General features: G+C 48.8%; 18 protein-coding genes, 1 tRNA gene and 1 other RNA gene. 4 read left to right on the top strand and 16 right to left on the bottom strand.

Going from position 1 to position 20,894, the window contains the following annotated elements; all coding sequences use genetic code 11:
* The first annotated feature begins 247 nt into the window (after positions 1 to 247).
* Complete coding sequence (locus tag OS112_05575; GenBank protein WAC06100.1) at positions 248 to 1,375, top strand: response regulator; 1,128 nt, start codon at positions 248 to 250, stop codon at positions 1,373 to 1,375.
* 285 nt (positions 1,376 to 1,660) lie between these two features.
* Positions 1,661 to 1,732 (top strand) — tRNA-Arg (locus tag OS112_05570).
* Positions 1,733 to 1,784: 52 nt separating this feature from the next.
* Here OS112_05570 and OS112_05565 read toward each other — a convergent pair.
* On the bottom strand, positions 1,785 to 2,849 hold the full coding sequence (locus tag OS112_05565; protein ID WAC06099.1) for an AI-2E family transporter: 1,065 nt from the start codon (positions 2,847 to 2,849) through the stop codon (positions 1,785 to 1,787).
* A gap of 215 nt (positions 2,850 to 3,064) precedes the next feature.
* Between OS112_05565 and OS112_05560 the strand changes: the two genes are divergently transcribed.
* Positions 3,065 to 4,276: an NADP-dependent malic enzyme gene (locus tag OS112_05560; protein ID WAC06098.1), complete on the top strand. Its 1,212-nt coding sequence runs from the start codon at positions 3,065 to 3,067 to the stop codon at positions 4,274 to 4,276.
* A gap of 15 nt (positions 4,277 to 4,291) precedes the next feature.
* On the opposite strand, the gene OS112_05555 is transcribed toward OS112_05560, so the two are convergent.
* The 15 genes from OS112_05555 to rnpB all read right to left on the bottom strand — a co-directional run bounded on the left by OS112_05555 (position 4,292) and on the right by rnpB (position 20,148).
* The gene (locus OS112_05555; protein WAC06097.1) at positions 4,292 to 4,684 is read right to left on the bottom strand and encodes a thioredoxin family protein; all 393 of its coding nucleotides are present in this window, start codon (positions 4,682 to 4,684) and stop codon (positions 4,292 to 4,294) included.
* A 37-nt stretch (positions 4,685 to 4,721) separates the two neighbouring features.
* Positions 4,722 to 5,759, bottom strand: a complete 1,038-nt coding sequence (locus tag OS112_05550; protein WAC06096.1) for a hypothetical protein — start codon at positions 5,757 to 5,759, stop codon at positions 4,722 to 4,724.
* An 84-nt stretch (positions 5,760 to 5,843) separates the two neighbouring features.
* A complete protein-coding gene (locus tag OS112_05545) occupies positions 5,844 to 8,420 on the bottom strand; it encodes a PAS domain S-box protein (GenBank protein ID WAC06095.1) in 2,577 nt (858 codons plus the stop codon).
* A 74-nt stretch (positions 8,421 to 8,494) separates the two neighbouring features.
* On the bottom strand, positions 8,495 to 8,950 hold the full coding sequence (locus tag OS112_05540) for a response regulator (GenBank protein WAC06094.1): 456 nt from the start codon (positions 8,948 to 8,950) through the stop codon (positions 8,495 to 8,497).
* A 56-nt stretch (positions 8,951 to 9,006) separates the two neighbouring features.
* Entirely contained in the window at positions 9,007 to 12,207 is a 3,201-nt protein-coding gene (locus OS112_05535; protein WAC06093.1) for a PAS domain S-box protein, read from the bottom strand.
* 10 nt (positions 12,208 to 12,217) lie between these two features.
* Positions 12,218 to 14,722 (bottom strand): MEDS domain-containing protein, encoded by a 2,505-nt coding sequence (locus OS112_05530; protein ID WAC06092.1) that lies wholly within the window; start codon positions 14,720 to 14,722, stop codon positions 12,218 to 12,220.
* Between the two features lie 345 nt (positions 14,723 to 15,067).
* Positions 15,068 to 16,198, bottom strand: coding sequence for a hypothetical protein (locus tag OS112_05525; protein WAC06091.1), 1,131 nt, complete (start codon positions 16,196 to 16,198; stop codon positions 15,068 to 15,070).
* 276 nt (positions 16,199 to 16,474) lie between these two features.
* Complete coding sequence (locus tag OS112_05520; protein WAC06090.1) at positions 16,475 to 16,687, bottom strand: hypothetical protein; 213 nt, start codon at positions 16,685 to 16,687, stop codon at positions 16,475 to 16,477.
* A 46-nt stretch (positions 16,688 to 16,733) separates the two neighbouring features.
* Positions 16,734 to 17,090, bottom strand: coding sequence for a hypothetical protein (locus OS112_05515; GenBank protein ID WAC06089.1), 357 nt, complete (start codon positions 17,088 to 17,090; stop codon positions 16,734 to 16,736).
* 1 nt (position 17,091) lies between these two features.
* Positions 17,092 to 17,313 carry a hypothetical protein gene (locus tag OS112_05510; protein ID WAC06088.1) on the bottom strand — a complete coding sequence of 74 codons (222 nt, stop codon included), beginning with the start codon at positions 17,311 to 17,313 and terminating at the stop codon, positions 17,092 to 17,094.
* On the bottom strand, positions 17,310 to 17,627 hold the full coding sequence (locus tag OS112_05505; protein WAC06087.1) for a hypothetical protein: 318 nt from the start codon (positions 17,625 to 17,627) through the stop codon (positions 17,310 to 17,312). The genes OS112_05510 and OS112_05505 overlap by 4 nt, the downstream gene beginning before the upstream one ends.
* Before the next feature lie 3 nt (positions 17,628 to 17,630).
* Positions 17,631 to 18,014, bottom strand: a complete 384-nt coding sequence (locus OS112_05500; GenBank protein WAC06086.1) for a hypothetical protein — start codon at positions 18,012 to 18,014, stop codon at positions 17,631 to 17,633.
* A 57-nt stretch (positions 18,015 to 18,071) separates the two neighbouring features.
* Positions 18,072 to 18,578 carry a hypothetical protein gene (locus OS112_05495; GenBank protein WAC06085.1) on the bottom strand — a complete coding sequence of 169 codons (507 nt, stop codon included), beginning with the start codon at positions 18,576 to 18,578 and terminating at the stop codon, positions 18,072 to 18,074.
* Positions 18,579 to 19,039: 461 nt separating this feature from the next.
* The gene (locus tag OS112_05490; protein ID WAC06084.1) at positions 19,040 to 19,708 is read right to left on the bottom strand and encodes an SOS response-associated peptidase; all 669 of its coding nucleotides are present in this window, start codon (positions 19,706 to 19,708) and stop codon (positions 19,040 to 19,042) included.
* Between the two features lie 95 nt (positions 19,709 to 19,803).
* An RNA gene (gene rnpB / locus OS112_05485) (RNase P RNA component) lies at positions 19,804 to 20,148 on the bottom strand.
* Positions 20,149 to 20,270: 122 nt separating this feature from the next.
* On the opposite strand from rnpB, the gene OS112_05480 reads away from it, so the two are divergent.
* Positions 20,271 to 20,840 (top strand): TIGR00296 family protein, encoded by a 570-nt coding sequence (locus OS112_05480; GenBank protein ID WAC06083.1) that lies wholly within the window; start codon positions 20,271 to 20,273, stop codon positions 20,838 to 20,840.
* The last annotated feature ends 54 nt before the right edge of the window (positions 20,841 to 20,894 follow it).

Genomic DNA, 20,894 nt, shown 5'->3' with positions numbered 1-20,894 from the left:
AAAAAGGATTTTTATGTCCAAAATGATTAAGAGTTATTTCTCAAGTAGGAGAAATTAATTCCAATTACAGTGACGGTAATGGTGATTGAATTTACCTCCTGATGCTTTGACTGGAAAACTTCAAGTTCTCCGGGGTTAAGACTGGTTATCGGCCAAAATTAACAGCATGCCAGGAATGCAGGGCTCCAATCTGCAGAATGAGAAAATATATCAAAAAATCCAAAAAACCGTAATCAATGGGTGCCAAATGAAAAAACCAGCCATATTCATTGTTGAAGACGAGCGGATTGTAGCAGAAGATATAGGGGAGACATTAAAAAAACTCGGGTACCTTATATCCGGCATTGCAGTGTCCGGTGAGGCGGCCCTGGAAAACATCCGCGAGACCCTGCCTGACCTTGTGCTCATGGATATCCATCTAGCCGGTGATATGGACGGCATTGAAGCTGCCGGCCAGATCCGTACCCTCTTTGACATACCTGTCATCTACCTGACCGCGTATGCTGATAACGAACTCATCGAACGGGCGAAGGTCACCGAACCCTACGGGTATGTATTAAAACCCTTCAACGACAGGGAGGTACACTCGGTTATCGAAATGGCGCTGTATAAACATTCCATCAATGAGAAGATCAGGGAGCGCGACAGCACCATTGATGCCCTTATCAACACCACACATGATGCGATGCTGCTTCTGGATAATGACGGGAACATCCTTGCCGCAAACGAGCCGATGGCGCAACGCCTCAACCGGAAGGCTTTGGATCTGGTCAATACGCCTTTCAATGACCTCCTATCAAATGGATCAATCTCTCTTCGGCTGGCTGAAGAGGAGCGCCGCGTACGGGCCGGGACACCGGCGCATTTCGTTGAAGAACTTAAGGGCAGGTGGTTTGAAAACAACCTGCACCCGGTATTCGATGCAAAAGGATCCGTGGCAAAGGTAGCGATCTATTGCCATGATATTACCGCGATGAAGGATGCGGAGCGCGATCTTGCGCAGGTGAATGCACAGATTCTCCAGGAGAAAGAAGAGCTGCTCAAATTTACGGCAGCCGTGGATGGAATGGACGACAGCGTCATCATCACTGACCATACCGGAACCATAAGTTACCTGAACCGTGCCGGTGAAAAAATGCTGGGATCTTCGCTCGCCAATGCACAAGGCCAGCATATCAGCCAGTTCAAGGCACCTGAATCGAAATTTATGCTGGAAAAAGAAACATTTATCATGGATTCAAAGGGTGTCTGGACAGGAAACCTGATTATTAAAAACAAACATGGCTTGAAGATCCGGACATCATTAAAAAGTTCCCCGGTCATCAAAGACAACAGGATTATAAGCCGCGTGTTTGTATTGCGGGAGCAGGTGTAATCTGGCACCGGTCCTACCTGTTTTATCCGGGATTATTCATCCGTACAGCACAGATATTTTATTAGTGACCTGAACCTTTCTCAATTGAACTGCACAGATTATGGGATTCACCGTCCGAGAGCTTTATTACCCTGTGTGGTGTTAATGATATGGAACCGTTCGTTAGCACATGAGCATGGAACCGGATCGCAGTTTAAACAGTATAATAAGAGAAAGACGCGATGCCCAAGTCTTAAAAATTTGTTCCCTAAATGTTCTGACTTCATGCTGGCATGCGGGATATCTGCCTCGGTAGGGTAGTGGACATCCTAGAAGCCTCCGGAGCTTTTGACCCGGGTTCAAATCCCGGCCGAGGCGTTGATTTTTTTCGCTGGAATTCTACATAAAAAATCCATGTAAGAAAAGAAAATTATTCCTTTTTATTCTCGTGCTGCCCCGGGTCTTCAAAGAGGTGGCTGACCCCGAGCAACTCGTTTACCCAGCGAAAGTCATCGCTGCACTCAAACACGATCAGGAGCATCAGCGTGATCGGAATTGCAAAAAGCATGCCGGTAATACCCAGCAGCCACCCCCAGAATATGACCGATAAAAGCACGATGACCGCGGGCATCTCGAATTTACGGGAGGCAAAGTAGGAAAAGACCGGGTTTTCGACGATAAGGTTGAGCACGCAGACTGCAGCGATAACAGCTGCCGCCCCCCATGTGCCGAACTGGAGCCATGCAAAGAAAATGGCCGGAATCGCAGCAATAATAAGCCCGATATACGGGATAAAACAGAGGACAAATGTCAGGATACCCCATAATAAAGCGGCATGGACCCCCATAATGGAAAGGAAGCCGCCAAAGAGTACGCCGTGGACGATGTTGGTCTCTGTCCGCACAACAACAAAGTCAATGATGTATTTGCTCATGTTGGACAGTTGCGCGAGTTTTTCTTTCTCGTTTGTAAAAATTTTTTCCATCCGGGTTTTGAGGTGCGGCGCTTCAAGGAGCATAAAAAAAGTCGTTACCGCAATAATAAAGAGGGTCATGATGGTATCGCCAATATTCAGAACTGACGACATGATTACCGATGCAATTGCTCCCAGGTTAATTGATGATGGAATAACCATATTTTTCTGGATGCCGACATTGCCTAAAAATGACGATATCCCGGCAATTCTCTCATTGAGCTCTGCCTGGTATATCGGAAGGTCAGCCACCAGCACATGAAAGGAAAAAGCGGCAACCACGATCAGGAAGAGGATAAAAATTCCTGCTATGCCGGTGACAATTGTCACTGATACAATATTGGGGAAGCCTTTCTTTTTAAGCCATTCAATTGCGGGAAGTCCGAGCAGGGTCAGGATGATTGAGACAAGCAGCAGGTTGATGATAAACCCGGTTGTTTTGATGCCCATAACAATGATGAAGAGAAGTGCGATGATGAGCAGGGGTTGAATAAATGCCGCTCCTTTTTGAAAAAATACCATGGAACGGTATCTGATCATGCAAAGATACAAATCTTTCCAACCCTTCTGCCATTTTGCTTCGCGGCGACTCTCATATGGGGGGGAATTATCATCACACTCGACAACGTGAGGGCGGTCACGGTTCTTTCATAACTTTTTAACCTTTCATTCCTGTTCTAACAATAAACTTCATTGCCTCCCATCTCCTTCACACGATATAAGAAGAGGCACAGGGCATGCTGGTACAACCAAGCGGTGAGATTAACCGGGACGCACTGACACTTCATGCACAACACCATGGCAAACTTGAGATCCGGTCAAAGGTTCCCCTCAAGACCCGGCATGACCTGTCCTTAGCATACACTCCGGGTGTTGCCGCTGTCTGCCGGGAAATTGCACAAGACAGAAATCTAGCGTATAAGTATACGCTCAAGGCAAACACCATCGCGATTGTGACAGATGGTTCGGCAGTGCTTGGCCTTGGCAATATCGGCGGGTATGCGGCAATCCCCGTCATGGAAGGAAAAGCGATCCTGTTCAAGGAATTTGCGGGGGTCGATGCATTCCCCATCTGCTTTGAGAGCTATGAGACCGATTTTGTCGATCAGGTAAAGAATATCGCGCCGGTCTTTGGCGGCATCAACCTTGAAGACATTGCCGCCCCGAAATGCTTTGAGGTCGAGGATGCGCTGCAGGACATCGGGATTCCGGTCATGCACGATGACCAGCACGGGACTGCTGTCGTCGTGCTTGCAGCCCTGATCAATGCCTGCCGGGTTACCGGGAGGAAATACGAGGACCTTAATATCGTTGTCTGCGGTGCGGGAGCAGCAGGATATGCGATCACACGGCTTTTGAAATGCATCGGGTACGATCCTAATGTGTGCACGATGGTGCATGACATTGTCGTCTGCGACACAAAAGGCATCATCCACCGGGGACGCGAAGGACTCTACAGCAACAAGTATAAGTTCATCCTCGCAGATGAGACCAACCATGCGGGAAGGGAAGGGTCTCTTGCGGATGCAATGAAGGGCGCGGATGTCTTCATCGGGGTTTCAGGTCCGGATATCCTTTCCGAAGAGATGATCAAAAAGATGAACCCGGACCCAATCATCTTTGCAATGGCAAACCCGGTGCCGGAGATTATGCCGGATAAAGCACGGCACGCGGGTGCAGCAGTAGTGGGGACTGGCAGGAGCGATTTTCCAAACCAGATCAACAACGTACTTGCATTTCCCGGCATCTTCCGTGGGGCGCTGGACGCATGTGCAACCCGAATCACCGATGAGATGAAGGTCGCCGCGGCACATGCCATTGCGGGGTATGTCACAAAACCTCGCCGGGACAGGATAATGCCCAATATCCTTGACAAGGAAGTCACCAAAAGGGTCGCGCTCGCAGTCAGGGAAGCTGCTGTACAGTGCGGGTGCAGCCGGAGGCTTTAAAACAGATTTTATTCCTTATCCATACCCGGTGATTTCGTAATCAATTGTTGTGGAGTTCTTTGCACATTCCTTACCATGCACAAGCACTTCATCGACCGCCCGTTTTAATAGCGCGGGATAGACCGAGCCAACCATCTCCTGAACTGGTTTTTTATCACAGAAAAACTTGAATGTCGGGGTACTCTTGACACCATAGCGTTCTGCTGTCCATGGGTTTGTTGTGATGTTGAGCCGGACAAAGAGCACCATATCCTTGTATTCCTCTGCATAGTTCCTGAAGTATGGTTCCATCTGGTGACAGAATACGCAGGTCGGGGAAAAAAACATCACGACGACCGGTATTGCCGCGTTCTCCACGATTGTCTCCCAGAGAAGGTCATTTACCTCCGGCACGGTCTCGGGTTCCATGAAAATACCCTGCTTGACAGTGGAGCGGATGCGGTTCTTATACTTTGTTGCGGCCGGGGATTTGTGCAATAAGGAGCGCCGCTGTAAGCGCGGCACCGGTGATCCAGACCGGGAGGGGAGTTGCTTTCGTTGTGGAGGAGGGTATCGAAGCCAATGTGGTAACCGTACCTGGAAGCGTTGTGGGTGCCATAGGAATTGTGGTGAGTACTGTTGTCTTTATCCGGTATGGGACGATCGTAAATGTTGTGGTGCCGGTTGCCTGCTGGTTTATTGCCCGGACATTTACGATATATTCGTCAGGACGGAATGCGGACGCATCGATATCGAATGACCAGCGGTTGCTACTACCTGAGCCGGTCTGCACTTTTACGATCCCTGATTTGCCTGAGAATTCATTCGGCTGACCTTTTCCGGTAGGGGCAAACGATGAAGAATATACCTCTACCATGAGTTCGTCACCAACGGCAAGATTAGTTGTTCCGGTAATGGTGAACTTTTCTCCAACGGCGTGTTCACCGACGAAATCGATGAACGCACCGGGTTCACTGATAAAAAATGTGACCGTTGAAAACATGTCATCGACATTCTGGCTGTTAACAGCGCTGATAAGTGCGGAAGCAGCATCCGATGACTGGAGACTTCCCGCACCGGTGAGGGTGAAGATCGCCATGCCATTACCCTGCTGCCGGTTGATCACCTGCCCGGTAGCAGCATTATAGATAATATCGAACTGCCCGTTCATCATAGGGTGCTGGATGAGGACAAAGTACTGCCCGGGATCAAGGTTCCGGGTATCGGAGGATGTGAGTTCGTATTCAAACGAACTGTCCGAAGCAACAGAAGTTGTCGTGACCTGTGCATAATTATTGCCGATGAGCCATATCTGGAGCCCCTGCTGCGGGCGTCCGGTGGCGATTCCACGGACATAAACCGGGTCACCTTTGGCGATAGAAGGGGTTGAAGAACGGGCTTCGCCCGCGTTGAGTGTAAGTGCGGTGACCGGTCCGATAATAACCAATATAACGAGAAATATGAAGACACAATACCGTGCCGGAGAATGGATGAGAGAAGTCATGGTGATCTGATCAGGGTATTATTTTTTTTATCATATCAAAGGAGCAGGTAACTGAATTTACAATGCAGATTTTTGGTTTTTATCCTACTCCTTCTCCTTGACCACAATCGTAAATTTCATTCCTGTTGTACGGTCAAGTTCAATTGTGCCCTGCAGCTGCTCAACGAGTGAGATTACGAGTCGTAACCCCAGCGATTTGGCGGTGCGCCAGTCAAAGTCCTCAGGGAGTCCGACCCCGTTATCTTTAAACAGGATGGTGAGCTGGCGATCTTTGCGATGAATTGTGATGGAGATCTCCCCTTTCCTTCTGTCAGGGAATGCATACTTTAAGGAATTTGAGACCAGTTCGTTTGTGATCAGCCCGATTGGTATTGCTGTGTTGATATCGAGCGTAATCTCCGGGATGGCTGTCGTAAACGTGATACCTTTTCCTTTCATGCCATAGAACTGGAACAGGCTGTTTCCGAGGAACCGGACATATTCATCAAGGTTTATCTTCGAGATGTCTGCAGACTGGTACAGTTTTTCATGGACGAGCGCCATTGCCCTGACACGGTTCTGGCTCTCCTTGATCGCGGCAAGCGTCTTCTCATCGGTTAAGTACCTCGACTGGAGGTTTAGGAGGGAGATGATGATCTGGAGGTTGTTCTTCACCCGGTGGTGGACTTCCCTGAGGAGGACTTCCTTATCTTCAATTGATGAGGTGAGCTGTGCCGTACGTTGCTCTATCCGTTGTTCGAGGGCTGCATTGAGGGAGCGGATCTCCTCCTCCATCATTTTACGGTCGGTGATATCGGTGTGGGTGCCTACCATCCGGAGTGCATTCCCGTCAGCATCCCGTGAAACGACCTGTCCCCGTGTCAGGATCCATTTCCAGTCCCCGGTTTTTGTGCGCATGCGGAGTTCAATTGAGTAGCCGTCGTCTCTTTTTTGTATATGTTCCTGGATCTTTGCTTCTGTCAGGACCAGGTCATCCGGGTGGACAAGTGATTTAAAAGTGGAGTAATTCGCCGGCATCTCGCCGTTTTCATATCCCAGCATCGTGTACCATCGCGGGCTGAATATTGCATTCCCTGAGGGGATGTCCCAGTCCCAGAGACCATCATTGGTCGCATCAAGAGTAAGTTGTAACCGCTTCTCGCTCTCCGTGAGCGCTTCCTCCGCCCGCTTGCGTTCGGTGATGTCCCGTCCAACTGACTGGTATTCCATTATATGTCCTTTTTCATCAAAGATCGCCCGGTCGATCCAGTACATCCAGCAGATGCTGCCATCCGGAAGGATGATGCGATGTTCTATTTCTGCGACCGGATTTGCTGCAGTTAACGAGACAAAAAGTTTCCTGAATCTTTCCTTATCATCAGGATGAATACTGGCAGAAAATTTTTTCCCGATGATTTCTTCGCAGTTTAAACCAAAATATCTGCAATAAGCTTTATTGGCAAACACATGGGAACCATCAGGACGGAAACGACAGATGAATTCCGTCTGTGCATCAACAACGTTCCGATACCGTGCCTCGCTCTCCCGCAAAGCTTCCTGCACTTTTTTGCGTTCTGTAATGTCGCTGACGATATGAACGGCTCCAGAAAATTCACCAGCTTCATCAAGGATAGGATCTACACTGATCTCAAACCATTTCCTGCCAACCTGCAGGTCCATTGTTTCACGATGCAGGCTCTTTTTTACTCTCAGGAAAGGACACTCAGATATCGGTTGTTTTGTTCCATGCACAATCTCAAAACAATAGCTGCCGATAATCTCACCGGATGGTCGCCCAAAGAACCGTTCTGCCGTTTTGTTGGAGCGCATCACCGTCTGGTCTCTGTCGAGAATCCATATGGCGTCGTTCGTGGCATCGAAGGTACGCTTCCACTCTTGTGCCATGTGAAATATTTCGTCAATCGCCTGTTTCCGTTCGGTGATGTCCATCAGAGACGCGACGCTTCGTTTTGTGCCGCGGATCAAACCAACAGTGAGATAAATATCCCGGATCTTGCGGGACTTTGTAACAAAACGGAATTCATAGTGTTTTAGGGCCTTTTGCCCAAGTTCGCGACGGAGCCGGTGCTGGGTGAGCATCCGATCGAGATCTTCGGGCACCACAAATTCGGTCCACTTTCTTTTTCCTTCGATCTCTTCCTTTCTCCAGCCACAAAGCCGACAGAATTCATCGTTGGCGAGACTGATTGTAGTGTCCTCTTCAATAATGACGGTTGCAGTACCGGTATTTTCAAACACTCCCCGGTAGTGCTCCTCGCTCTCCCTGAGGTTTTTTTCTGCAGTTTTTCGTTCTTTGATGTTCTCCCATTCCCTAATCGCCCGCTCGGTAATACGGGGAAGGTCCTTGAATGCAGGTTCGGATTTTACGATGTAATCCACTGCGCCTGCTTTGAACATCTGTGCGGCAAGTTCCTCGTTGCCATGGCTGGTCATGATGATGACCGGGATAGTGATCGCATCTTTGTCAGCAGGCTGGATATCGATCCCTTTCCCGTTGGGGAGGAGCCAGTCGGCGATGATCAGGTCAAAGGGTTCCTGCGCAACCTGCCGCTTTGCATCCTGCAGGGTAGCTGCATGAAAAAGATGGAATTTTTCCGGGTATTGTGAAAAACTGTGGCAGATGAGTTCTGCATGTGCATCCTCATCCTCGATTAGCAGCACACGGTAAGGGGATTTTTTATTGGATATATCAGGGCTGTCCCGATCCTTTTTTTTATAGTGCCTGCCATACATTTTTAGCTGATTGGCGGGGCGTTCCAGCCCAGCCAGTAAAACCCGAGATCTTCCATAAGTTTGGTGAACGTCTTGAATTCGAGCGGTTTGACAACGTAACTGTTTGCATGGTAATCATACGAGCGGGCGATATCAGTTTCGGCATCCGAGCTTGTGAGAACAACGACCGGGATCCGTTTTAAATCAGGTGATTCCTTGATTGTTTTTAAGACTTCAAGCCCGTCAACCTTGGGAAGGCGGAGGTCAAGGAGGACAAGGTTCGGGCGAGGGCTCTTCTTTTCGGTGTTTGCATAATCTCCTTTGTGGAGGAGGAAGTCGAGCGCCTGCTGCCCATCAAGGACATGATATATGATGTTTGCCACCCGCTGATCCCGCATGCTCCGCATGACCAGTTCGGCGTGGGCTTCATTGTCTTCAACAAGCAGGATGACGAGAGGCTCTCCTTTCAGTGTCACCATATGAATATCACTGATAATTCTCTTCTGTCTTAATGTTTATGTATTACTGTAATTCCTTATACGACCACCGGTAGCGTGAACCGGATGGTGGTTCCCTTACCCAATCCTTCCGATTCCGCCCAGATCTTTCCCCCATTCACTTCGATGATCCGGCGTACGATGGTCAGGCCGATCCCCGTACCCTTCATAGAGGGATCAAGCCTCTCAAACAAATTGAAGATCCGTTCAAGAAACCGGGGATCGATCCCGATACCGTTGTCCCTGACAAAAAAGACTGGAGTATCCCCTGTTGTGTCAACACCAATCCTGATGACCGGGTCAGGCCGGTCACCGGAGAACTTGACAGCGTTTTCAATGAGGTTGACCATGACCTCTCTTATGCGGGCATGGTCGACATTCACAACAGGAAGATCGGGGGCGATTTCAACTGAAACACCCCGTTCGGCAAGCGGCCCGGCAAGGAGGTCCACCGCTTCATGAACGATGGTGCCAAACGGGATTTTTTCCGGTGGTGCTATGACTCTTCCAACCCGTGCAAGTTCGAGGATGTCGGAAAGGAGTTCCTGCATGGTGTCAGCAGCAGCGTTGATACGATGGATATCTTTTTTTAACTGGAGCGGGTCACCTTTCAGGGCATCATTCTCAATAAGCCCTGCAAACCCTTTGATTGTGATAAGCGGGCTTTTGAGGTCATGCGAAACGGTATAGGTGAAGCGTTCCAGTTCGGCGTTCTTCTGCTCGAGCTCTTTGATGAGAAGTTCGCGCTGGGCTTGGGCTTCTTTGCTCTCGCTGATATCATGGATCACCCCATCAATATACAGCGGGACCGCATCCTGATCGGTAACTACCCGTCCCCGTTCGACGAAGTACCGCCAACCCCCGTCACGGTGCCGGAACCGGTATTCGACAATAAAAACAGCAGTTTCATCCAAAGCCTTATTGATCGCTGCAAGAACCCGGGGGAGATCATCCGGATGAATGTAGGGTTCGATGGAACAGATATTCCCCTTTGTCAGCTCCTCAGGAAAATATCCTGATAATTCTAGGAGCTGATCATTGAAAAATATCATCCGGTTATCTTCCCGCAGGAGGATGCGGTACACGATACCCGGTAAATTCCCGGCAAGCACCCGGTAGGAGGTCTCACTCTCCCGCAGGGCATCTTCTGCCCGCTTGCGCTCGGTGATATCGGTTCCCTGAGCGATGGTCGAAATAATTTTTCCATCAAGATCGATAATGTTTGCCGAGTTCCAGAGCACGGTCCGGGTCTCACTGGAAACATGGAGGATCGGTATTTCAACGACTTCCCACCGCTCGCCTGCAAGGGTCTTTTTTATCTGGTCAAGTGAGGTGTTTCTGCTGACATCAGGGAAGAGAATTTGGAGGTGCTGGCCGATAACTTCCGATTCGGTCCTGCCGGTCAGACGTTCGAAAGCATGGTTGAACCGGGTTATCCGGAACTGCGGATCCCATACAATGATAGGGGCATTGGCATAATCCAGCAGGTTCCGGAGGTATGCGTTGGTCTCGCGGAGTGCTTCTTCTGCCCGTTTGCGTTCGGTGATATTTACAATATCCGTCACAAAATTAAGTGGTTTACCCAAACTATCCTTCAGCAGCATCGTGCTGACATCAGTCCAGATAAGGGTGCCATCTTTCCGTATGTATCGCTTATCCATCCGGTAGGTCTGGCGCTCGTCGGCAAGGAGGCTGCGGACACACTCGATACTCTCATCAAGGTCATCCGGGTAGGTAATTTCGGCAAATCCCTTGGCCTGCAGTTCACTCTCCGAATAACCCAGCATGTCGCAAAATGCTCGATTGACTTTTTTTAACATCCCGTCAGGTGAGGTCAATGACTTTCCGATGCTTGCAAGTTCAAAACTGAGGCGGAACAGATCTTCGCTCTCCCGCAGCGCTTTTTCAGCTCGCACGCGATCGGTGACGTTCAGATGTTGGATAACTGCATTAGTGATCTTCCCCCGTGTATCTTTTATAGGAAATATCGTTACATCGAGGATTACTGATGCCCGATTGTCCAGTTGAAGCGTTTTGAGCATCCGGGTATCATATGAGATCCGGAACCGGGCGATCTGTCCTTTGTCAAAGATCTCCAGTACAAGCGGCAAGAAACCTTGTTCCTTTACGATATTGTCGCTGAGTATGTTATATTTCCCGACCACATCATCCTCGGTGATATTCAGTAACTCGCAACATGCCTTGTTAATACGGATAAGAGTTCCCTTTTCATCGGAGATCCATGTGGGTGTCGGGCTCTGGTCGATAAGGCTGCTGAGAAATACATTTGAGTCTTGCAATTCCCGCTCCGCACGGTCAATTGCATAACTTACACCTCCTGATACTCTCGCGACCACAAACATTGTAACAATAGAGAAAACAACCACACTCGCGGAGAGCAGGATTGCGTTATTGATATCGAAATATGAGGTAACTGTAACCATCAGGAATGTCTGGACAAGAACAATGACCAGAGTAAGCGGGAGAAAGAAGCGGAGGAGCCGGGCGCGTGTTGTCGGTCCGGTGAAATGCTTAAGAGGGATTGCCCGTGGACCGGCACCGGTAACGAGCCCTGCCCCGATGCACAGCGTGGCGATTGTAGATGGGAAAGAAATTGGGATGAGGGGGGTATCATACAGGAACGGGACATGGTAAAGATAACTCAGGACATAAATAAAGCTCACAAGAGAGATGGTTAGCCCCAGGATTCCTACAATATCACGGGCCCGTTTCTCCTCTTTTGACGGACCATATGCGTACAGCAAAAAGAACAACGCAATTGCGGCGGGAATTAGAAGTGCTACAGCAACCGGGGAGATATATGACGTTGACTGGGCAGAAATTGCATCTGCGATCCGGACAGCCCATATCTCGACTATGAAATGTTTTCCTAAAATATTGAGGGGGAATTCAAGTGCTGAAAGGATTGCTATAAGGGCAATAATGGCCGCCACACATGTCCGCACGCTGCCCCGCAAATGTATCTCCGCGTGGATTGCCAGCACAAATCCAAAGATGATCCAGATAATACAGGCGGAGAAGGCAATAGATTTGTAACCCGGGAAAAAACTGGATAACAGGGAGATTCCTGAAATCAAACCGAAAATCCCAAGCATACCAATAAGGGCAGCACCGCTGCCAAAGATCATGGTCAGTGAGGTAAAGAGAGGTCTCCTTGGAACTATACCTCTCACCGGATTGGTTTGTGCGGGATCCTTCTCATCAGATACAACAACCATCGGTTACCGACTACTCCTTCTCCTTCACGATAATTGTAAATTTTGTCCCTTCAGTCCGGTCAAGTTCAATTGTGCCCTGCAGCTGTTCAACAAGCGAGATAATAAGCCGCAAGCCCAGGGATTTGGCAGTGCGCCAATCAAAATCCGGTGGGATGCCAACTCCATTGTCCTTGTACACAAGGTGAAGCAGGTCATTCTCCCGCCGGATAGTTATAGAGATCTCCCCTCTCCTCTTGTCGGGAAAAGCGTGTTTTAAGGAGTTTGACACCAGTTCATTGACAATTAGGCCGAGAGGGATCGCGGTGTTGATGCCGACATTGATGTCCTGAATCCGGGTGATGAAATTGATCCCGGTTCCGGTCATACCATAGAACCTGAACAGGCTGTCTCCCAGAAACCGGATATAATTGTCAAGGTCAATCTCTGCAATATCCGTGGACTGGTACAGTTTTTCATGGACAAGGGCCATCGCCCGGACACGGTTCTGGCTTTCCTTTATTACTTGCAGTGTCTTCTCGTCCTCAATATACCGTGACTGGAGATTTAAGAGCGAGATGATGATCTGAAGGTTGTTCTTGACCCGGTGGTGGACTTCCCGGAGCAGCACGATCTTGTCTTCAAGGGATGCATTCAACTGGGCAGTACGTTGTTCAACCCTTTGTTCGAGGGCTGCATTGAGGGAGCGGATCTCTGCCTCCATCAACTTATAATCAGTGAAATCACGGTTGGATACTCTCCTGCCAATGCAGTTGCCGTCATCAAAACAGATAGAACGGCAGCGATGGCTGATCCAGCGCTCCGAACCGTCCTTGTGGATTATCCGGAACTCGATCTCAGCCGGACCAGAATTGATAGTCGCAAAATAGATCCGGACATGTGCATCCCATGACTTGCGGTCATCCGGATGCACAATCCGGTCGATGAGATCCGGGTCTGCCATGAACTCTTCTGCGCGATAACCGGTGATACGCTCAACCGATGGTGATATGTAGACAAATTTCCGGTCCGGGTCGACCCAGTACTCCCAGTCATAAGTCCAGTCCACGATCATACGGAACTTTAATTCACTCTCTTTGAGTGATTCCTCTACGTATTTTCGTTCGGTAATGTCCTGAACAGTGCCATGAAGCCCGATGATTTTTCCATCAGGATTGCGTGTCACGCCACCGAAGGCATTCACCCATCGTTTGCTGCCATCCGGGCGAATGAGTTCCAGTTCAAGGTTGTACGGTTCACCGGAAGTGAGTGCTCTCGTGACCGCACTGCTGAGACGATCCCAGCTGGTGGGAGTGTAGACATGCGGGTGCTCTGCATAAGTTGGCGCAGGTAATGAGAGGTCCCTTCCGGCAATATTATACAATTCTTCGGACCAGGTCACTGTATCATTTTCTATAAGCCAGTCCCATATCCCGATGTGTGCAAGGCGATGCGCCTCTTTCAGTTTCTGCTGTGCAGATTCCAGCTCCATTTCTGCCTGTTTTCGTTTGGTAATATCTTCAAAAACTGCAACAAAATACTCTTTTGCCGGGGAATATACTGAGATATGCAACCATTTGCCAGAAGGTTTGAAATCAAGATCAAATGTTTCGGGTTTACCTGTCAATGCAACCCTGCCATAGATCTCAAACAGGGACGGGTATGCTTCTTTGATCCCGGGGAATACTTCGGTGACAGGTTTGCCTGTGACCATTTTTGTCCCGGAAATCCGTCCAAAAGCAGGATTAACGTTGAGATAGACAAAATCTGCCGGGCGGCCTTCTTTATCATAGAGCATACGACAGTAGGCAAACCCCTCCAGCATATTTTCAAAGAGGGTTCGGAATTTCTCCTCACTGTCACGCAACGCCTCCTCTGTTGCATTATGATCCTTGATATTTTTGATCCAGCGGTTCAGGGTCGTCTTCTGCCGGTCAGGTTTCAGGATATCCTCAGGAGGAGTATAGTAAAAATTATCATAGAGATCTGCACCGATAAACGCAAACGGGTGCGTCAGGAAAATATCCAGCAGGATCCCGGCATCGAACCGGCGCCTGTCATACTGGCAGATGGCAAGGCACCTGCTGCCCGGGATAAATGTGTTGAGTTTGTTCTCGTACTCAATCAACCGTTCGGAGCCGGGTAAGCTCCGGAGTGCCCACGACATCTCACCGGTGACCCTGAGAGCACTAAACCCTTGATCAAGTGCTTTCCGGGTTTCAGATGCGAGAAGCGCGATCATCCTGTCGGGATCGAAAACCCCGTCCTTCATGTAAGCATCAGCAATCGTAAGGATGGTGAATTGTCCTTTGTTCAGGTAATAATCGACATCGACACCGTCAATTTTTAAATAGTTGATTACCACATCTCTGGTTCGAACATCCACAATATAAAAGACCTTTTCGTTCTGTTCCAGTCCCGCACGAAGGAATTGCGTAATAACGGCCCGGTGCTCTTCCTCGGTTGAATAGATACAACAGAGATGATCGCCGGGTTTAATATCGGAAATTCTTTTTATCGGGGTATGGGTGGTTGCCATTGTTTCTCCATCTTACCTGTTACCCGAAAAACGGTGTGTTTATCATGATTCTTTTCTCTTCGATCCGGGTCACACTAATGACTACTTATCCACGTCATTTTCGGAAACAATCTTACGTATAAGACATGAAACGCTGTCAGGATACTTTATTTTTGCTCAGGATTTGGGAATGGTATTACGAAGATGCGGTTTGCCGCGACGTATTTTAGAGCAAAACAAATTTAAAAAGAATCTGATGGATTAAAATTTTTTAGCGGGAATTTTTATGCATAATTATCCAAACACTGGATTCAATGTGGATTTTTTAATTTTTACACACAGTCAACAGTGTGTTATTAAAAAAGCTTACTCATTGGGTTTTCCATCCGGTTCGTGTTTTCCCTCAACGATATATCCCCTGATAGCGGTCAGGGTTGTACTATCCATCATTACCGAGAAGTCAAGGTCAACGATAAAGACCGGGAATGCTCCTCCAAGAGAATTCCGCTTGACAATGAAGATCTTTGATTCCAGCAGGAGTGTACTTGTGTCGACGGGATTATCATCAGGTTCCAGACTCCCGGACCGGGATGCATTCTCTACCTGAAAAAGTTCTTTTAAGGAATTTTCCTTGAAGTCAAAGAGCCTTTCTGCCATTGCCCTGCTTGTGATGCCGTGGATGTACCTGATGATGAAATACTGGCTGATCGCAAGGACTGCAAGAAGGCTGAAGAGGTGCCCGAGTTCACTGAGCTGTGACTGGTTCAAAAAAGCGTTCAGGGTTACCCCCGGAAGAAAGATCATGGTAGTCAGAAACAGGAATATAGCGATCAGGAAGCCGAACATGAACATGGCAGTAACCAGCCGGGGCGGCAGTTTCTGCCTGTGAAGACTGCTTCTCACACTCTCTACTTTTTTCACATACGTAACAGAGAAAGGTTCCATCTTCCAGACCAGCAGGTAGAAGATGACGATGATGGCACACTGGGTGATGACAATGAGCGTTGTACGCAGCGGTAATCCCTGAAAATAATGAATCAGAGTAAACGCGATATCGATGGAAAAGATCAGCCCGATCCCGAGCGACAAAGCCCGGCTGTTGATGAAAAGAGAGTTTATGAATAACCGGGTAAACTGCGATGTACCTGATTTTATGCCGATCTCTTTAAGCCATGCATGGAAACGTGAGAGGTCTGCTGCCGGGAGGGTGGTCTTCCTGAAGTTTGTCGGAATTATCAGGGTGATAAAATAGTACATGTTGAGGTAGAAGCTGGCCGCAATAAAAAGCCCGAAATAATCGGTTCGTACCAGAAAAAAGATTACGTTTACAAGAACACATACAAGAAGGGTGAAAAGGTGTATTCCAAGGTGACCTTGCGGGGCCATCAGGTCAGCTCGGTTCTTTTGCACAGCCGATAATTCATCCCTGAGAACCTGCGTGAAGGGACTGTCACCGGGGATTTTTGTTTTCATTGTGCCGGTAGTCAACGGTTTCACCAGACAGATATAAGATTTAATATTCTTGGTATATGGAGCAATAAACGATAGTATTTTTTATCGTAGTGTAAAATCATTCGCGTTTATTCAAATCTAACATTGTTGGATCAGGAATTATGCCCGTTTCATATAACCCCGGCCTCATCTATATTGGCATTTTTTCAGGTTTCCGCGTTGATCCTGTATTGAGCACAGCAGAAAAAATTTGGAATTGTTTCAAAAAAGATATAACGCTGGTTCACCAGGGACTATAGGGAAAAAACAGGTGAGGATTTGTCAGTCACTATCCTTCATCGTGTGGATTTTCAGGAGCCCGGAACAGGACTTGCAGGTGTAATACTCATCCTTCCAGCATTTATCGCATGCCCAGCGCCCGCAGAGGACGCACTGGCGGAGCCCGGAGACCGGGTGCGGGGTAGTGCAGAGATCGCACATGTACTGCGCGAAGCTGTGGGGATCCTTAACAGGCGGTTCCCCCTGCTTGCGCAAAACAGTTATCTCTTTTCTCAGCTCACGGAAGCGATCCGGGGAATCCTTATTTTTTAATATTTCCTTTCCGGGCCAGTTCTTTTTCCACAGTGTCAAGTCGTGCCTCCAGCGATGCCAGCGTGGTCTGCATCCCGGACTCGTAGTTCTTTAATTCCGCAAGACGCGCTTCATCCAGTTCAATCTCCTTGTACCGCTGTTCCTTGAACTTCTGTAGTTTTGGGTGGGAGACCAGCTGCCATTCTTCGACCATGCTCTGGAACCTGCGATCAAGATATTCATCAATCCGGCTCTCAACCGGACGGGCAAGCGAGATATCACCTTTTGCACCCCTGAAATAATAATACACCAGAAATATAGCGATACAAAGGATGGCGATGAGAATGAAAAATTCCAGCAGGTCCATATCAGATCACCATTTTGAGTTTTCTGGCACGGGTCTCAAGCTCAGTCAGTTTGTCCGATGCTGCATGCTCAAAGGCTTTCAGCCGGGGAATCTCCTGTTCCATTGCATCGAGCCGGTTCGTGAAATCAGAGAGGTCACCCCGTGTGGAGAGGTCCCATTCATCAACGATATATTTCATCCGGCGATCCACATAGGCATTGAGGTACGTGTTCACGCCAATCATTGCGATTTCTCCAGTGTTGAGATCAGGTCATTAAGCTTTTTTGCCCGCGCTTCGACAGTTATTCTTCCTGCAGAGAGGCTGCTGATCTCGCTGCTCACGCGTGCAAGCCGGTTTTCAAGCCGGAGGAGATCGCTATCGGTCACAAGATCCCATTCCTCGATTATGGCGGCAAAGTTCTGGTCGAAATATGCGTCAAGCGATTTATCGAACGTCGGGATTCGGGATTCGATAATCCCGGAAATGTGTGAGTACTGATCCCAGAACGCATCCCCTGTAATTTTCTGGTACTGGTTCTGGTTGATAACCGGGTACATCGTTTACTTCACCTTCTTTTCCTGTTCCCCTACATTATTGAGGAGGTTATCCAGTTTTCTGTCTTTTACAAGATTTTCAAGCCGTGTTAACCGGGTTTCAAGGAGTTTTTCCTTTGCAGAGATATTCGTATCAAGGTTAGCGTTCTCGTCTTCCACCTGTCTGATTGCCGCTGTCTGGTCTGCGGAGAACCGGGTAAACGAGAAACCCTTTGATGCTTCATGCTGCTGGAGGAGTTTGAGTTTGTCTTTCTCCAGTTCCAGTTCAATTTTGCGGTTGGATGTCTTCATGATCCGTATCTCGCGGATAATGAGATATAAAATCACCATACCGAGAATGACGAGGATTCCCATGAGGACTGTGTCGGTGATTACTGCTTCCTGTGCCATTGTTTTCTCCACATCACTGAATTTTTCATCCCTTTTTTTGTGCAAAAACCTGCTTTGTTACAGGTCATCGGATCCTGTTGCCTTATTGACGGTTTTTTTCACACCTTTTACGGCTTTTACTGCAACACTTCCGACTTTATCGGACGCTTTTCTGGTCTCCTTTTTAACAGTGTCGGCAGCTTTTGCCGCCCCGGTCTTTACCTCACCTGCGGTTTTTTTGACCGTGTTATCAAGTTTACTCACACCCTTTGAGAACGATTTGCCGGCATCTGCTGCTGCCTTTTTGATCTTTTCTTCAAGGGGTTGGGTCTTTCTTACAAGTACTCCTCCGCCTTCTTTGAGACCAAGCGCCTTAAGATCCTCATCACTCACACGGATCTGCCCTTCCTGTACCATCGTATCGGCGATAACGGTGGTTGTAATGGTTTTATTGTTGTCTTCATTGATGAGATCAACGTGATCCCCTTCAAGTATTCCCAGGACAGGCAGGTGTGCGACATTGAGACGCACCCGGCCCCGGCTTGGAAACGCACGCTTCCTGATGGATAACCTGATTTCAGACATAGTGAATAGACCTTTCTGAAAAGTAATATATCTTACTGATCTCTATTTTTTTCAGTTTCCGCTCCTTTTTTTTAAGGTTCCGTTACGATTTCCAGTGGATTGTCTGCATATCCAAAAAACAGAGGAATCATCCTGCCGCCCCAACCAATTTTCAATAACCGGCAAGAGTCAGAAAGAAATCTCCATAGCAGGATGCAGATCATCAGACTCACGTGAGGCCGAAACAAAAAGGCCTTGTTGAAATGTATCTGGACAACGGGGAACAGATACAACCTTCTCCATCGCTTGCGGATATCAAAAACAGATTCAAACGTGAAATGGCATGGCTTCCTGTAGGTTCAAATCCCTTTTAAAAAGAGAAGGACCATCTGACATCCCGTCAGGAGGGGTTATAAGCAGGAAAATAAAAAAAACTGAGGCAGGGATTGTTTCCTGTATACTCGTGGTACTAAAAAAATCCTTTACAATCCTCTCACCCGCTCGATCAACCGCTCATCATCAGCCTTAGGATTGTTTACGAAAGGTGCGACAGGATACATCTCCATCTCACCGGGCGGGTACGGTGTGAGGATTGTTGCAAGGTCTGATGCACTTAAGGGTCCGTTTGAGAGCCATCGGGACTCATTCTCACGATTGAGAATTACCGGCATCCGGTTATGGACTGGCGCTATCAGACCGTTTGGCTCTGTAGTAATGATTGTATAGCTTGCAAACCCTTCACCGGCCGGGGTGACCCACATATCATACAGACCGGCGAATGCAAAGAGCGTGCTGTCCCGCAGACGGATGTAAAACGGTGTTTTTCTTGCCCCGTCTTTTTTCCATTCATAAAAACCGGACGCCGGGACGAGGCACCGGTTCTGTGAGAGCAGGTTTTTAAAAGACGGTTTTTCATTTAGCGTTTCTGCCCGTGCATTGATAAGCGGTTTTGCCTTGTTTCGTTCCTTAACCCAGTGCGGGATAAGCCCCCATTCCATCAACACCGCTTCGGTGCGTTCGCGCCGGGCAATCACCGGCACCATGCTGCCCGGAGTAATATTGAAGTGCGAGCGGAAGCCAAATGACGGGTCGGTAATGCGAAAACGGGTACCAAGATCATCGATAGCAATGAGCGAGTAACGGCCGCACATGGTACAATTCTCAGGGAAGCGTTGTTGAAATATCAATATTGTGCTAAAAATTTATACTAAAAACAGAATGCGGCAGACTATTGTATATAAGAAGTGAGTGGGAGGAGTAAGCCTCCTTCTGTTCATCGCAGCATTCAGCTATGCGTCATACCCGGGCGGACGCCGAGCAATCCGTCTGCCCTGTTCTGACTTGCACCCGCAGGGGTTCGCCGTTTCACCGTATCCTGCCCTTCAGCGCTCAGCGGATTACTTGCGCATGAATGCGCTCCTTCGCCTGATTTTAAGGCTCGGCCGCATCATTGCTCAGGGCAGGCCGTATCGTTTCTGTGCCATTGCCGTGACTCTCGCCACCCGTACTTGGGTACGGCTGCGTGCTCGGCGGGTGGGGGGACTTTCCTCAGTAGCGAGTGAACGCCACCGTTGGCTGCGCTCTCCCTCTCGTTCATATTATTCGCGGCTTGATAAGATAAGGGCAGCGCTGGTTTGAGCGGATTGTTGTGGATTATCCGGCACTTTAATTGTCTGAACAGACACAGTCTTTTTAAAGAGCGGGGATCAACTGATGGAACTTCTGACTGAAGAGGAGGGAAGGCTCGCGACACGGATTGCCCGAGGGGCGCTCGTGCATGCTGTAGCAGGGAGAAAAGAATCTTCATTTGAGCTGACACCGGTCTTTTCCAAGAAACGGGGGGTCTTTGTGACATTGACAAAACACGGCGAACTGAGGGGTTGCATCGGCTTTCCCTATCCGTACCTGACTCTCAGTGACGCGATACAGCAGGCCGCAGTTGCAGCAGCACTCGAGGATCCCCGGTTCCTGCAGGTGTCCGCACCCGAGCTCTCCGACATGGAACTGGAGGTTACAGTTCTCACCGTTCCGGAACCGCTGACCTGCGCACCGGCTGACCGTCCGGCCGCAGTCATCGTTGGAAAACACGGGTTGATTGTGAAGGGTATGGGCACAAGCGGGCTCCTGCTCCCTCAGGTGGCTACAGACTGGAGCTGGGACAGCACAACGTTCCTTGACCAAACGTGCCGGAAGGCAGGCCTGCCATCCACATGCTGGAAGAAGAACTCGGTCGAAGTCCTGACGTTCGAAGGGCAGGTCTTCCACCTGGAACATGTGCAGTAAATCCGGAATGAAATGAGTCATTTGTAAAAAAGGTGGGAAATCAGGTGACCGTTG

This window comes from Methanoregula sp., from assembly GCA_026625165.1.
Classification (GTDB): domain Archaea; phylum Halobacteriota; class Methanomicrobia; order Methanomicrobiales; family Methanospirillaceae; genus MVRE01.
This window is presented reverse-complemented; position numbering and strand designations above follow the sequence as displayed.

What these genes read in the sequence shown, in the direction of transcription:
- OS112_05575 (WAC06100.1), top strand. Translation starts at nt 248, where the DNA reads ATGAAAAAACCAGCCATATTCATTGTTGAAGACGAGCGGATTGTAGCA.
- OS112_05565 (WAC06099.1), bottom strand. Translation starts at nt 2,849, where the DNA reads ATGGTATTTTTTCAAAAAGGAGCGGCATTTATTCAACCCCTGCTCATC.
- OS112_05560 (WAC06098.1), top strand. Translation starts at nt 3,065, where the DNA reads ATGCTGGTACAACCAAGCGGTGAGATTAACCGGGACGCACTGACACTT.
- OS112_05555 (WAC06097.1), bottom strand. Translation starts at nt 4,684, where the DNA reads ATGGAACCCGAGACCGTGCCGGAGGTAAATGACCTTCTCTGGGAGACA.
- OS112_05550 (WAC06096.1), bottom strand. Translation starts at nt 5,759, where the DNA reads ATGACTTCTCTCATCCATTCTCCGGCACGGTATTGTGTCTTCATATTT.
- OS112_05540 (WAC06094.1), bottom strand. Translation starts at nt 8,950, where the DNA reads ATGGTGACACTGAAAGGAGAGCCTCTCGTCATCCTGCTTGTTGAAGAC.
- OS112_05535 (WAC06093.1), bottom strand. Translation starts at nt 12,207, where the DNA reads ATGGTTGTTGTATCTGATGAGAAGGATCCCGCACAAACCAATCCGGTG.
- OS112_05530 (WAC06092.1), bottom strand. Translation starts at nt 14,722, where the DNA reads ATGGCAACCACCCATACCCCGATAAAAAGAATTTCCGATATTAAACCC.
- OS112_05515 (WAC06089.1), bottom strand. Translation starts at nt 17,090, where the DNA reads ATGGACCTGCTGGAATTTTTCATTCTCATCGCCATCCTTTGTATCGCT.
- OS112_05510 (WAC06088.1), bottom strand. Translation starts at nt 17,313, where the DNA reads ATGATTGGCGTGAACACGTACCTCAATGCCTATGTGGATCGCCGGATG.
- OS112_05505 (WAC06087.1), bottom strand. Translation starts at nt 17,627, where the DNA reads ATGTACCCGGTTATCAACCAGAACCAGTACCAGAAAATTACAGGGGAT.
- OS112_05500 (WAC06086.1), bottom strand. Translation starts at nt 18,014, where the DNA reads ATGGCACAGGAAGCAGTAATCACCGACACAGTCCTCATGGGAATCCTC.
- OS112_05495 (WAC06085.1), bottom strand. Translation starts at nt 18,578, where the DNA reads ATGTCTGAAATCAGGTTATCCATCAGGAAGCGTGCGTTTCCAAGCCGG.
- OS112_05490 (WAC06084.1), bottom strand. Translation starts at nt 19,708, where the DNA reads ATGTGCGGCCGTTACTCGCTCATTGCTATCGATGATCTTGGTACCCGT.
- OS112_05480 (WAC06083.1), top strand. Translation starts at nt 20,271, where the DNA reads ATGGAACTTCTGACTGAAGAGGAGGGAAGGCTCGCGACACGGATTGCC.